Genomic DNA, 14403 nt, shown 5'->3' on the forward strand with positions numbered 1-14403 from the left:
CAGGCTATGCATCATTACTGAGGCAGCACAAGTAGTGGCTGAAGCACGGGTCAGAAAGGAACAGATTCAGCTATTGAAGGCATAGGGCTACAGCCGTCTGAAGCTGCACGCGAACTCGGATACACATGGACGACGATCAATAGGCTATGGTCAGCGTGATTAGCGTGCAGATAAGACATGACGAAGAAGGCGTGCGGGGTCGATTGCCGGCCACATAGAACTCCCGACGCCCTGACCCACCTCCAAAATAGCTTCCGTTTAGCTACCTTGGAGGAGTAGAAACTTACTCATTGAATACCGGCTTTTCGAGAAACTCACTTACTGTTTGATCAGCATTGAAATAGAGCTCGTTCACATACCCTTCATGCGCGAGCAGAATCACACGAGCCACATCAACGTAATGATCATAGGTAGTGTGCAAAGAAGAATGACCCATTTGAGATTTCAATACTTGTTGAGCCGCGACATCTTTAACCTCACTGAGCTCACCTAGCAATTTAGACCCAAACCGCTTGATCAAAAACATTGTCGGCCACCAGTGCCTGCTGTCATAGAAACAAACATCAGCACGCATCTGTGAACCGTTTCGTATAGCTCGCTCCTTCGCAGCATTGGAGCGAGTGGAAATCATCTTAGGCGTGACGGGCTCGCCAGCAGCGTTCAAGAACAGAATAGAAGGCGGACAAGGCCTACCATACCGTGCAGCGTAGAGGTTCGCCCTTTCAGGGTAAAGCGTGTTGGTATAATGCTCGGATAACGCTTTTAGATCACCTTGATGAATTCTAATGTCACGGTGTTTCTTACCCTTGCTGTAAAATATCCGATACTCAGTAGTCGCATCATCAAACTCCATGTTGTCATAGGGCTGAATATGTTTATTAACGCCATTTCCAACATAAGGGAAATCACATAGATCCATAGGGCGCATTGCTGTGCCTAATGCCAGCTTGAACATAGCAACGTACACAGCGTCGTGAAAACCACCCAAGAAGTCCTTGATTTCCTGATTCGTGATCAGCGAATAGCTTTGCTGCTGCCGCCACTCCCGATCCAACGCTTTAATACCTTTACCATCCAACGAAACGCGCGCCTCGCGCTTTATATAATTAAGCAGCTCCTCATTTTTAAAATTCGGAAGCCAAGTCTTAAGTTTGAAATTCAAACAACTTGAATAGCCTTCCAAGCTCAGCCAATAAAAAAAACCGTAGATAAGTTTTCCCTCATCAACAATTGTTTTGGTACTTGGCTTCAAAGACTGCTTGGCTTGACGTTCAATTTCACGTTGAACTTGCCAACTCTTAATATCGTCATTATCGACTAGAGCATGGTATTGAGAAATATCAACACCCACATATTTTGACAAGGTAGCTAAATACCTATAAAACACCGAAATAACATTTGAGTATTTACTAGAGGTATCCTTGGACTGAGATGTAGCGGCACGAAGATACAGATTGGCATGACTAAGCAAAAAATGCTTCTTGCCGAACCCCGCAATAAGTATGAAATGAGTGGTCTCTTTACCCGAAACCGGGCATGTATAGGTAATTAGCTTTCTAGAAATATCGAGCATTTAATCACCTTGAGCGATTTTATGCACAACCACCCGATCAAAGCCGTCTTGAATTGTCGGGAGGGATTCTTTATCAAAACTCCGAAATTCCGGCACGGGTATTTGTCCGTATAAAAAACCGCGCTGAGCTTTGATTGTCGCCTCGCTATCACAATGAGGAACGAATATCTCAAGGGGCTTCGCGCCGGATAACCCACGTAGAAAATCTCTTATTTCTGACCTGGCTGCCAAGGGTAGATCAACCACCACTAACGAGCCTTCTGATGCCGAGTAATGGCTATCGACAAACTTATCAAATGACGAGATAAAACGATTTTGAAAAAGTACAACCCTCACAACTCCTTTCCTGAGAATGCGTTGCAGTTTTTCTTTGAGCTTCGCAATGGCGGTGGCTTTCGCAGAATAATACGCAGCAAGATCCCCTGTTTCTAAAAATCTTGTACAGGCATCCGCCAGATTAGGTTGGAGTTTCATGAGTAAAGTTTCTGGCTTAGCACCAGGTGGGCCAAGCCTTGCATTTTCTTCCATTCCTGAGAGCTGTATCTCCTTTTCCGTCAACTGACGTTTGAGGATTTCATTATGCAAGGCCTTCTTCTTTAACTCGTTTGAAAGCTCGCGTGAATGATGGATTAGTACGTCACCATTCATGAGGGTGGTGACAAGATTATCCTCAAGTTTCTGGTATTCCTTTTGCTGGTTATCCCGCACATGCCTCAACTCCGCTTGTGCTTCTCTGACCAATTTCTGACACTGAATGATGGTCTTGCCAGCATCAGCCTGATCACCTACAAGCAGCTCGTCAACATTCCTGGCACCCGTCAAATACGGCTTTAAGTGGCTGTAAGACTTATGAAAGGCCTGTCGAGAGATATCAGCACGAGCACAGACCTCTATGATTGTCAGCCGAGCTGCATTGCCACTGAGGTAATGATCGCAGATGATTTTTTTGAGACGCCGCTCAGTATTGACAACCGTCATAACATCTTACCTCCTATCTTAGGTCGTTTACCGCAAGGAATATTCAAGGTCGCGCTACCTCACGCTCACAAACAGGAGGTTTAGGATTCAGCAACTCTTCTAACAACTTCTCATTAATGCCGATCTTTTGGTCTAATTCAAATAAGGCAGCATAACTAAGCTTCTTATTGGAAGCCTTGATCGTCCGATAGAATTTTAGGTTTTGCTCGATCGAACTCTGAGCAGAACCTAGCACCAAGTTGCGCGAACAACTGATATGACAGTTCGTCACGTCAGGACTTACTGGATAGATCAAATTTGCCCGATTCGCGAGACAGGGTGGCAATGATTCCCCAAGGTGGATAAGACCGCTCATGCAAAAGGTACTTAGCGTCGTACGCTGAACCAGGAAAGCCTCACCGCCTTCAAACATGTGGTTAACATACTGAAGCACTGTAAGCTTCAAAAGCTTACCTACGAATATGTCTGGCCTTTCGACCATGCGTCCCGCGAGATCGTTAGCAGCCTCACCGGCATAACAGCCAGAATTAATAGACTGGAGAATGTCAACGAAATCTTTCGCGAAATGCTCCTTCAATGTCTCGACAACCGACGAAACTAAAAACGGGTTTCGCGCGATATACCGAAGCCCCATGGCGTAGCTGCTGTGACCAAAAAGCATTCGGATGATGTCGATATTACGCTCGGATTTATTGATCAAAATCTCAGCAATCGTTTTTCGGAAACGATGAATATGTAGACCGTCAACCCCTACTTCAGCAGAGAGATTGATGGCGAGCTTTGTGATCATCCTGTCAGCCAGATTCATCTCATGAGAGGGGATAATAGGCTGAAATAGGTAGCCCTTAAGCATGTACTTATCGTACTCTCTGAGCTTCTTGTACGACTCAATCGCCTCCCCTAGGTAGTCAGGCAAAGGAATTTCATCAGCCTCCCCAAAATAATTCGGATCGTCACTCGTTTTATACCTAACAAACGATACATACCAAAGGCCATCACTCTCCTTTTTGTAAACATCGTCGAATTTTAGTGCGGCTAATTCACGCCTACGCAGCCCCGTCATTATACCGAAGAGAATAAAAATGGCGTTTCGCACTCGATCAACAGCGTACTGAAACCCCCTACGCCATGTGTACAAATTAGTATAATAAGATAGGATCTTGCCACCACTACCTTTTTGTCTAAGCTTTTGGGGAGTATGGGAGAACCCAACGATTTCGACGCCGTCGACTTTCTTACCAACAACAGCTTCAAATTCAAGATCGCGCTTGCCGTAACTATAATATTTATTTTCAATTTCGGGCCGAGCTTTGCAATATTCCAGTATATCGTTAATTACCGGAATCCCCTTATCAATCCAAAAGAAAGAATAGGTTAACAGATCACGCAATTCACCCTCGGAAAAAGGCTTCCAGCCTACAACGGTTGCACGAATTACGTCTTGAATATCCTTTCGACGCGACACCGTATCAACATCATTCAAATCCACTTTCAGACGGAATTTTTCTGGAATCATTTTTTCAGCAGACAGAAATATCCAGAAGTTAATATGAAAGAATAGAAGCCAATAAGCTCGCATGACTCCAGAGTCTCGCGCATCGTCAAGCGCCGCGTTCAGCACACCAGCAGTGATTAGATCAATATGCTCTGGCGATGCATTTAGAAAATTAGGTTCAAAAACATGCCGCTGCAGATATTTAAAGCCTTCACTATAGGTATCAGTTGACCGAAAACTTCGGATGGTTCCAATTGGATGGAAGTGGGGTATGAAGTGGTAACAGATCACGCGCTTAAACTCCTGCAGGTCTTCCCGAGCGCGATCGATAAATACCTCAACATCTTTGAAGCCCTCAGCACGCAACAGTACCCATCGCACCTCGTTATAACTAGAATACTCTGAAACTGGGAAACCCCCATCAGGGGATACCGCGAGCTTTTCCACCAATCCGCTCGTCCGCTGCCTGGATGTTCCTTCGACAACACCATGAGACGCCTCGTACAACTCCGAGAAGTACGCATCAGCGGCGTCACAGGCTTCGCGTTCTATTTCATCTAAAAGAGATTGGAAAGAGTCATCGTCTGCTGGATTATCTTTTTTAGCCATGAGATTAATCCTCAATGTAGGCGATGAGCGAGCGCATATCAAATGGGAGTAAAGCTTCGAAGCCCCTCATGTAGATAAGAGCCTCAGCAATGACTGATTCATTTCCCCAATTCCTTATCAGGAACTCCAGAATCTCAATTTCATCTTTGTGTACCTCAAGGCGTTCTTCGTCCGTCTCAACCGCTCGTTGAAGCGTGGATAACCGCTCCATTAAGAAAGGCAGTGAGTCGCCAAGGACATAGATACGGCTGCAAAATAGGCACTTATCCAGGCGCGTACAACGCTCATTTTTAGTAAGTTCAGTTGCTTCCGGATAGTCTGGTTTGCTTGAGTCAGTGCATGCCCACAAAGCCCGTTCATGGCCCATAATCGTAAAGATACGAAATGTAGGATCAGTTGGCTTAGTTCGACCAGTGCTGCCGATGATTCCGTGAAACTTATTGTTCCGGAACCTTTCCACCAATTCTTCCTGAATGCTGCGATAGCGAACCTTTCTGTCTTTGATAGCCATCGCCGAACTATCGTAATGAGCACTGGTAGTTTCGAGGCTGGAATGGCCAAGTTTCAGAGCGGTAAGCGATAGAGGGTGCTTGGTCTTTTTGACATCGTAGTATTCCCACGTGACCCTAAGCCGGCCCTCAAGGTCGATTGCGGTTTTAAGTTGTGCACCGGCGTCAACCAGCTGGTGCTTCCCCAAAAAGTCAGCGACACCAATGTTCCAATACTTCTGATTATTGAGCGAATTGATCCTAATATCAGGGCCAGATTCTGTGATTTCCCAGTCAGATTCATGTTCAGAAATACATAGAAATACGGTATGTCTAAGCGGATCATCCGACGCGAAATTCTCCGAACTATTCACGACTGCAGCCAGAGGCTCTGACAGTGCTTTAGCAAGCTCCATCAAATTGAAAATAGAGTATTTATCTGACCTGCTTGATGAGGCGGTTGCCAGTTTTGGCGATTCATAACTGTATTTGGCCGACTGGGATTTTCTTTTTTCAGATACAACAAGAACCACATCAGAATGCGCAACCTCAGACATAGGATGCAGAAAGTGATTTTTATCAGTGGCGATAACCGTCTCTTTGTTCCAACCCGACTGCCGCTGAATGAAAAGCCCCAAAGTTGATTGATTTTGCGCAGTAGGATAATACATGCGCACCAGGTCATCATAAGCAATTGAATCTGGAGTTTGCTTCCTGAGAACCGAATAACTATAAGGCAGACAGCAACTTAGTACAAAATCGCTAGGACGGGTAATTGATTGTACATATGGAGTTTTCCGGAGTTTTTTGCGCAATATTGAAGAGTCGGACTTGGTCACCTTGAACGGGTAGCCATCCTCCATAAGAGTCTTCAACGCGCGAGCAGGATCAATAACCCATTCGGATTTCTTACTCATCAACAAGAGCTCAGAGATCAATGGGCGGATCTCGTCCAAGCGATATGGTTCAGCGAGCTCGACCTGCTTGCGAAACTCAAGCATGAGCCTCATATCATCAACTTCCGACCGCATTGACTCATAAAAACTGGCGTCGGCAGCTTGATCGAATGGCTCTCTCACCTTAGTTTTAATCAACACACTAGGCAACGTTAAAAGTGGAAGCCCATCATCGTTGTGGTTTGCCACTTTTAAAACTGCAGATCTTATGCTTCTCGCAGGATAGAGAGTTTGGCCATTGCGCCGCAACCTATCCATAAAAAGCTTAAACTGTTCAACACCGATATCCCCAACCCCCTTCAGATGAAGGTCAGGGTGGAGCTTATTATTGTGATCTTTCCTGAAATCTAGAAAATCCTTTATCGCCGAACGCAGAGCATACCCTTTCGAATAACTGACATCTGGCACATACTTTATAAACACGTAGTGAAAAGCGCAGCACAAAGCATCCGTAAAACTGAACAGCGGATGCTCTATATAATTTGCGGGGATGACCTTTGCATCTACGGATGTCGCTGAAAGCTCAGCGTGATACATGGAGAGGTATTGCATGCCAGGCCCGCTCTTACACTGAACGAGCCAACAGATTCTCTACGATCGCTTTTACATCTGCGGACACAGCTTCAAAACTTCGAGAGGCATCCACGACCGCAAAGGTGTCTGGATTGTCTTCGGCTTGCGCGAGAAAGCCATCGCGAGCACGTGATAGGAATTCGGCCTTCTGCAACTCCATTCTGTCTAAAACCTCCCCCCTTCCGGCAACCCGCTGCATACCGACCGTAGGATCAATATCAAGAATGATGTTGAGGTGAGGCTGGAAGCCACCCAGGGCGATCTCATTGATTGCCAACACAAGATCCAGGGGCAGCCCTCGACCATAGTGCTGAAACGCGATGGTGGCGGGTGTGAAGCGGTCACAGATCACAATCGCTCCACGCTGGACGGCTGGAATGATTTTCTCTTGGAGATGCTGAGCCCGGGCGGCGGCAAAGAGGAGAAGCTCAGTCGTATCGCAGAGCTCAGGGGTTAATGGATCAAGCACCACCTCTCTGATCTTCTCTCCAATCGGAGTTCCACCAGGTTCGCGAGTGACTAAAACGTCATGACCAGCCTCACTCAACCACCCACTGAGATGCTTGATCACCGACGATTTACCAGCTCCGTTGTTACCGTCGCAGACGATCAGGCATCCATTTGACATTGAGATTCACCACTACTGAAAGACTTGAGTGGTTTACATGATGGGGAGGAGATGTGTAGTCGTCAAGGAATAAAACACACGGCCACACTGGGCGGAAGGCCTCTAACACTAGAAGACTTCGCACCTCAAGTTAGTTTACATTTAAATCCAAGAGACTATAACGACACTGGTTTACACTGAATACCAAAGAGATATAAGGCGCCTTCCGGGCCTTCCAGGGTAATAAACAAGCCAGTCACGGGCAGTCCTTATCAAAAATTATTGCGGGCTTTGCGGAGCGACAGCTTCCGGCGCGGGTGCGGGAGTCGTTGCAGGCGCCGGTTCTTGCGGCGGCTCTTGTGGAACCACCGATGGCAAAGCCTCAGGGTCGGGATCAGGCGAAGCTGCTGGAATCGGCGCTTCGGCCTCCGCCGCTTCGCCATTTGCCGCCTCTGGCGCAGGGATCGGCGCCGGACTGGAACGATAGTCGGCACGACGCTTGAGCTGAAACTCTCGCACCGCGTTGTTATGCGCATCCAGATCATCGGAGAACACGTGGCTGCCATCGCCGCGCGCGACGAAGTACAGGCTGTTGCCGGCCACCGGGTTCAACGCGGCATGGATGGCTTCGCGGCCGACCATGGCAATCGGCGTCGGTGGCAGGCCCGAGATCACGTAAGTGTTGTACGGGGTCGCTTCCTTGAGGTGGGCGCGGGTCAATTTGCCGCTGTAGCGATCACCCAGGCCGTAAATCACCGTCGGGTCAGTCTGCAGCAACATGCCGATCGCCATGCGTCGAACAAACACCCCGGCAATCTGCCCGCGCTCTTGCGGAACGCCGGTTTCCTTCTCCACCAGCGAGGCCATGATCAGCGCCTGATAGGGGTCGGTGTACGGCACATCAGCAGAACGTTGATCCCACTCTTTGGCGAGGACTTCGTCGAGGCGGTCATAGGCTTTTTTCAGCAGATCGGCATCGGTCATGCCACGCACAAAACGATAGGTGTCCGGGAAGAAACGCCCCTCCGGGTAAATTCCACGGTGACCGAGTTTCTCCATGACCTGGCTGTCGCTCAAACCTTCGAGGGTCTGCTCAAGCTTTTCGTCTTTGGCCAGGGCAGCGCGGACCTGGCGGAAGTTCCAGCCTTCGACCAGCGTCACGCTGTACTGAACCATTTCGCCGCGCTTCCACAGGTCGATCAGCCCTTCAACCGTCATGCCCGGCAGCATGCGGTATTCGCCACTGTGCAACGGTTGCTTGGGCAGATTGAAGCGCCAGTAAACGCGCAGCCAGAACGCGTCCTTGATGACGCCGTCGGCTTCAAGTCGATAGAAGGTGCGGGTGGGTGTCGTGCCTTTGGGCACGTCCAGCAGTTCTTCCTGGGTGATGTTCAGCGGCTGTTCCAGCGCCGAATGGATTTTCCAGGCAGAAGCGCCCAGACACAGCCCCGCCAGTACCAATCCGGTTTCCAGCAGCAGCAAGAATTTACGTCTCACGTATCAAGCATCCAGTAGCGCGCGGGCAATGGTTTGGAGTTTACGGGTGAGCGGCCCAACCGGCCAGCTCAGCGCAGCATAGGCGCGCACCGGCCAAACGCCATACACGCTGTTGCAGACAAAGACTTCATCGGCCCATTGCAGCTGTTCGAGCGTAATGTCGCTCACTTGCGTGGGGATCCCCGATGACTCGGCTTGAAACAATAATTCGGCACGCATCACACCGGCGACGCCGCAGCGTTTCAAATCGGCGGTAATCAGCACGCCATCGCGCACCAGGAACAGATTACTGAACACACCTTCGATCACGCGACCGGCCTGATCGAGCATCAAGCCTTCGGCATGTTCAGTGTCTTGCCATTCGGAGCGGGCAATCACTTGCTCCAGGCGGTTCAAGTGTTTGAGCCCGGCAAGCAAGGGTTGTTTTGAAAGTCGTGTGGTACAGGGGAACAATCGAACACCATGCTCGGCGTGCGCAACTGGATAAGCCGCGGGCGGACTGCCTTGCAGAATGCGTCGGGCTTGCGCCGAAGGATCGGCTGCATAACCGCGCAGACTATCGCCGCGCGTGAGGATGAGCTTGAGCACGCCCTCACCGAGCGCTGCGGCATAGGCCAGCAATTCGTAGCGAACCAGCTCCTGATCCGCAGTGATCGCCAGGCGCGAACAACCGTGCGCCAGACGCGACAGATGCCGCTCCAGCAACAGCGGCTGCCCGCCGCGTACGGCAATGGTCTCGAACAGACCATCGCCGTAAGCCAGGCCGCGATCTTTCAGCGACAAAGCGTCAGCCGGCTGACCGTCGACCCAGCTGTCCATCAGTCAGCGAACCGGCGGAACACCAGCGAGCCGTTGGTCCCGCCAAACCCGAAGGAGTTCGACAACACCACATCGATGTCCATGTTGCGCGCCGTGTGCGGTACGAAGTCGAGGTCGCAGCCTTCGTCCGGCTCATCAAGATTGATGGTCGGCGGCGCGACCTGGCTGTTGATCGCCAGCACGCTGAAGATCGCTTCGACCGCGCCCGCTGCACCCAACAGGTGACCGGTCATGGACTTGGTCGAACTGACGGCCAGCTTGTAGGCGTGATCGCCGAACACCGACTTGATCGCACAGGCTTCGGCAAGGTCGCCGGCCGAGGTCGAAGTGCCGTGGGCGTTGATGTATTGAACCTGATCAACGTTGACCTTGGCATCGCGCAGGGCGTTGGTGATGCAACGCGCGGCACCGGCACCGTCCGCAGGTGGCGAAGTCATATGGTAAGCGTCGCCACTGGTGCCGAAGCCGATCAGCTCGGCATAGATGGTCGCGCCGCGCGCCTTGGCGTGTTCCAGCTCTTCGAGAACCAGCGCACCGGCACCGTCGGACAATACGAAGCCATCACGGCCCTTGTCCCACGGACGACTGGCACGGGTCGGCTCATCGTTGCGGGTCGACAGCGCGCGGGAAGCACCGAAGCCGCCCATGCCCAGTCCGCACGCGGCCATTTCGGCGCCGCCGGCAATCATCACGTCGGCTTCGTCGTACATGATGTTGCGGGCTGCCATGCCGATGCAGTGCGTACCGGTGGTACATGCAGTGGCGATGGCATAGTTAGGTCCCTGTGCCCCCAGATGGATGGACAGGAAACCGGAAATCATATTGATGATCGAGCCTGGCACGAAAAACGGAGAGATCCGCCGTGGGCCGGAATCATGCAGGGTGCGGCTGGTTTCTTCGATATTGGTCAGACCGCCAATACCCGAGCCCATGGCCACGCCGATACGCTCGCGGTTGGCGTCAGTGACTTCCAGCCCCGAGTTACGCACCGCCTGAAAACCTGCGGCCAGACCGTATTGAATAAACAGGTCGAGCTTGCGCGCTTCCTTGACCGACAGGTATTCCTCGACATTGAAGCCCTTTACCGAGCCGCCAAAACGGGTGGAATAGGCAGAAAGGTCGGTGTGTTCGATCAGACCAATGCCACTGCGGCCAGCCAGAATGCCCTGCCAACTGCTCGGCACATCCGTGCCCAGTGGCGACAACATACCCATACCGGTGACTACGACGCGTCTACGCGACACAGCACTCTCCTTTTTTCAAATGACGACTTTGCATCAGGCCTAAAGAAAAAACCGCACGCCGTGATGGCAGTGCGGTTTTTCCATGACAGCAAGCAACGATTACAAGCTATTAAGCCTGGTGGTTAGTAACGTAATCGATTGCGGCTTGTACAGTAGTGATCTTCTCAGCTTCTTCGTCAGGGATTTCGGTCTCGAATTCCTCTTCCAGAGCCATCACCAGCTCAACGGTGTCAAGGGAGTCGGCACCCAGGTCTTCAACGAAGGAAGCAGTGTTGACCACTTCTTCTTCTTTAACGCCCAGTTGCTCAGCAACGATTTTCTTGACGCGCTCTTCGATGGTGCTCATACCTTGTTTTCACTCCTAATGGACAAATTCAGGCAGCTGGCCAGTGGGTAAGTGTATAGAAAGACTTTTCAGCTTTTCAACTGAAAGCTTCACTCCTCAAACCCGACAGCCCTCTGCCTATAAATAGATTGCAGCTTTATAACGGATTTTAGACAGCTCGTATGACATTTTTTTGAAACGATCCGTCACATTTAACTCATGTACATCCCGCCGTTCACCGGGATTGTAGCCCCAGTAACGTAAGCCGCACCGTCCGACGCAAGAAAAGCGACCACAGACGCGATCTCTTGTGCTTGTCCCAGACGGCCCAGCGGAATCTGCGTCTGCAAGGCTTCACGCTGTGCCTCGGGCAGTTCACGGGTCATATCGGTGTCGATGAACCCAGGGGCCACCGAGTTTACCGTAATCGAACGCGAACCGACTTCACGCGCCAGTGCACGGCTGAAACCTTCCAGACCGGCCTTGGCGGCTGCGTAGTTTACTTGGCCTGCGTTGCCCATGGCACCCACAACCGAGCCAATACTGATAATTCGTCCCCAACGGGCTTTGGTCATACCGCGCAAAACGCCCTTGGACAGGCGAAACAGACTGTTCAGGTTGGTATCGACAACGTCATGCCACTCGTCGTCTTTCATGCGCATCATCAAGTTATCGCGGGTGATACCGGCATTGTTGACCAGGATCGCCGGCGCACCGAACTGTGCAGTGATGCTCGCCAGTACCGCAGCAACGGATTCGTCGCTGGTGACGTTGAGCTCGAGACCGGTGCCCTGGATACCGTTTTCTTTCAGGGTCGCGGCGATGCGCTCAGCACCTGAGGCGGAGGTCGCGGTACCAATCACGATGGCGCCCTGACGACCCAGTTCCAGGGCGATGGCCTGGCCAATGCCACGGCTCGCGCCGGTGACCAGTGCAACTTTACCTTGCAGGCTCATGCAAGTTTCTCCTGATTCAGACCAGCGCTGCGCGAGCGGCAGCGAAAGCGTCTGGGGTATTGAGGTTGGATGTCGACACGCCTTCGGCGCAGCGCTTGTTCAGACCGGCCAGCACTTTGCCAGGACCGCATTCGACCAATTGAGTCGCGCCCTTGACAGCCAGTGCCTGGACCGATTCAACCCAGCGCACAGGCTTGTAGAGCTGCTCAAGCAGATCGCGCTTCAGGGTTTCCAGATCAGCCGGCACATTGGCGCTGACGTTCTGTACCACAGGGATCTGCGGCGCCTGCCAGTTGATGGCGGCGATGGACTCGGCAAAGCGCTCGGCCGCCGGACGCATCAGCTCACAGTGCGATGGCACGCTGACCGGCAATGGCATGGCGCGCTTGGCACCACGCGCCTTGCAGCCTTCGATGGCGCGCTCGACCGCAGCCTTGGCACCGGCGATAACGACCTGTCCCGGGGAGTTGAAGTTCACCGCACTGACCACGTCGCCTTGCGCCGCTTCGGCACAGGCTGCCAGCACATCAGCGTCATCCAGACCGAGGATTGCCGCCATGCCGCCCTGCCCGGCCGGAACGGCTTCTTGCATCAACTGACCGCGACGCTCAACCAGTTTCACCGCATCGCCCAGACTCAGGCTGCCCGCAGCCACCAGGGCGCTGTATTCGCCCAGGCTGTGACCGGCAACATAAGCCGGGCGCGCACCGCCTTCGGCCAGCCACAGACGCCACAAGGCGATCGAGGCGGTCAGAATGGCCGGCTGGGTTTTATCGGTTTGATTGAGTTGCTCTTCCGGCCCTTGCTGGGTCAGTGCCCACAGGTCGTAACCGAGAGCATCGGATGCTTCTTTGAATGTTTCGAGGACCACCGGATGTTGCGCGCCCAACTCGGCCAGCATGCCGAGGGACTGCGAACCCTGTCCTGGAAAGACGAATGCGAGGGAAGCAGACATGTAACAAGCCCCTAATGATCTTGTCGTCGGAGAAATGACGTCCCGCTTGGGGGGACGCAACAAACTGACAGTTGGATGGCCAATTAACCTGAGCGGTCACATTTAAGCATTGTCCGACGAAAACGCCTAAAGCAACAAATCCTCCAGACGACCGTGTATCCGCTCCGGCAGGTTTTCCTGAATCTCGATCAGCGCTCGGGAAATGGCGCTCTGAAAGCCCTGCACCCCGGCCGAACCATGGCTCTTCACCACAATCCCTTGCAATCCGAGGAAGCTGGCTCCGTTGTGCCGGGCAGGGGCGAGATCGGCTTGCAGACGCCTCATCAACGGCAGCGCCAGTGCGCCGACCATTTTCGAGGCGAGGTTCTTCCTGAACAGGGCTTCGATGCGCCCGGCGATCATGGTCGCCAGACCCTCGCTGGACTTGAGCAGGATATTGCCGACAAAGCCGTCACACACCACCACATCCGCCTCGCCACGGTACAAACCGTCACCCTCGACAAAGCCGATGTAATTGATGCCTCGGGCTGCCTGCAACAAGGTGGCCGCCAGCTTGACTTGCTGATTGCCCTTGATGTCTTCAGTGCCAATGTTCAGCAGCGCGACACGCGGGCGAACAATGCCGAGCGTCTCCGCCGCCACCGAGCCCATGACCGCGAACTGCAACAAGTGCTCGGCACTGCAATCGACGTTGGCGCCCAGATCGAGTAGCTGGCAATAGCCCTTCTGCGTCGGAATCGCCGCCACCATTGCCGGACGATCAATGCCCGGCAAGGTCTTGAGCACAAACCGCGACAACGCCATGAGCGCACCGGTGTTGCCAGCACTGACACAGGCCTGGACCTTGCCATCACGCAGCAACTCCAGCGCCACGCGCATCGACGAGTCAGGCTTGCCGCGCAGGGCTTGCGCAGGCTTTTCGTCCATGGTGATGACTTCAGACGCCGACACAATCGACAGGCGCGAGCGATCCACAGCCGATTGGCCAGAGAGCAATTCTTCAAGTAGGGAGGGTTGACCGACGAGGGTCAGGTGCAGCGAGGGTGTAGCAGACAGGCAAGCAAGGCTGGCCTGAACAATGCTGCGGGGACCGAAGTCCCCGCCCATTGCGTCAATCGCGATGACTTGAGCGGACAAGTGATTACTCGTCAGCGCCCTTGTCGATCACTTTACGGCCACGGTATACGCCTTCTGGCGATACGTGGTGACGCAGGTGAACTTCACCGGTGGTTTTTTCTACAGACAGGGTGCTAGCCTCGAGAGCGTCGTGCGAACGGCGCATGTCACGGGCGGAGCGGGATTTTTTGTTCTGCTGAACAGCCATAATT

13 protein-coding genes are annotated in these 14403 nt (G+C 52.5%); all 13 read right to left on the reverse strand.

Annotated features, from left to right (window positions below; genetic code table 11):
* Window positions 1–283 precede the first annotated feature (283 nt).
* The 13 genes from NL116_RS22605 to rpmF all read right to left on the reverse strand — a co-directional run bounded on the left by NL116_RS22605 (window position 284) and on the right by rpmF (window position 14399).
* The gene (locus tag NL116_RS22605) at window positions 284–1573 is read right to left on the reverse strand and encodes a site-specific integrase (RefSeq protein WP_494374111.1); all 1290 of its coding nucleotides are present in this window, start codon (window positions 1571–1573) and stop codon (window positions 284–286) included.
* Window positions 1574–2551 (reverse strand): hypothetical protein, encoded by a 978-nt coding sequence (locus NL116_RS22610; RefSeq protein WP_494374112.1) that lies wholly within the window; start codon window positions 2549–2551, stop codon window positions 1574–1576.
* A gap of 43 nt (window positions 2552–2594) precedes the next feature.
* A complete protein-coding gene (locus NL116_RS22615; protein ID WP_494374113.1) occupies window positions 2595–4655 on the reverse strand; it encodes a tyrosine-type recombinase/integrase in 2061 nt (686 codons plus the stop codon).
* 4 nt (window positions 4656–4659) lie between these two features.
* Window positions 4660–6651 (reverse strand): hypothetical protein, encoded by a 1992-nt coding sequence (locus NL116_RS22620; protein ID WP_494374114.1) that lies wholly within the window; start codon window positions 6649–6651, stop codon window positions 4660–4662.
* A gap of 13 nt (window positions 6652–6664) precedes the next feature.
* Entirely contained in the window at window positions 6665–7300 is a 636-nt protein-coding gene (gene tmk / locus NL116_RS22625; protein WP_494374115.1) for a dTMP kinase, read from the reverse strand.
* Between the two features lie 258 nt (window positions 7301–7558).
* Window positions 7559–8776: an endolytic transglycosylase MltG gene (gene mltG, locus NL116_RS22630; RefSeq protein ID WP_494374116.1), complete on the reverse strand. Its 1218-nt coding sequence runs from the start codon at window positions 8774–8776 to the stop codon at window positions 7559–7561.
* Between the two features lie 3 nt (window positions 8777–8779).
* Window positions 8780–9595 (reverse strand): aminodeoxychorismate lyase, encoded by an 816-nt coding sequence (gene pabC, locus NL116_RS22635; protein ID WP_494374117.1) that lies wholly within the window; start codon window positions 9593–9595, stop codon window positions 8780–8782.
* Entirely contained in the window at window positions 9595–10839 is a 1245-nt protein-coding gene (gene fabF / locus NL116_RS22640; RefSeq protein ID WP_027924042.1) for a beta-ketoacyl-ACP synthase II, read from the reverse strand. The genes pabC and fabF overlap by 1 nt, the downstream gene beginning before the upstream one ends.
* Window positions 10840–10948: 109 nt before the next feature.
* A complete protein-coding gene (acpP, locus tag NL116_RS22645; protein ID WP_003442511.1) occupies window positions 10949–11185 on the reverse strand; it encodes an acyl carrier protein in 237 nt (78 codons plus the stop codon).
* A 191-nt stretch (window positions 11186–11376) separates the two neighbouring features.
* A complete protein-coding gene (fabG, locus tag NL116_RS22650) occupies window positions 11377–12120 on the reverse strand; it encodes a 3-oxoacyl-ACP reductase FabG (protein ID WP_027924041.1) in 744 nt (247 codons plus the stop codon).
* Window positions 12121–12136: 16 nt separating this feature from the next.
* Window positions 12137–13075 (reverse strand): ACP S-malonyltransferase, encoded by a 939-nt coding sequence (fabD, locus tag NL116_RS22655; protein ID WP_494374118.1) that lies wholly within the window; start codon window positions 13073–13075, stop codon window positions 12137–12139.
* 126 nt (window positions 13076–13201) lie between these two features.
* Window positions 13202–14212: a phosphate acyltransferase PlsX gene (gene plsX, locus NL116_RS22660; protein WP_494374119.1), complete on the reverse strand. Its 1011-nt coding sequence runs from the start codon at window positions 14210–14212 to the stop codon at window positions 13202–13204.
* A gap of 4 nt (window positions 14213–14216) precedes the next feature.
* Window positions 14217–14399 (reverse strand): 50S ribosomal protein L32, encoded by a 183-nt coding sequence (gene rpmF, locus NL116_RS22665; RefSeq protein WP_003179396.1) that lies wholly within the window; start codon window positions 14397–14399, stop codon window positions 14217–14219.
* Window positions 14400–14403 lie beyond the last annotated feature (4 nt).

This window comes from Pseudomonas sp. FBCC-B1667 (assembly GCF_059133255.1).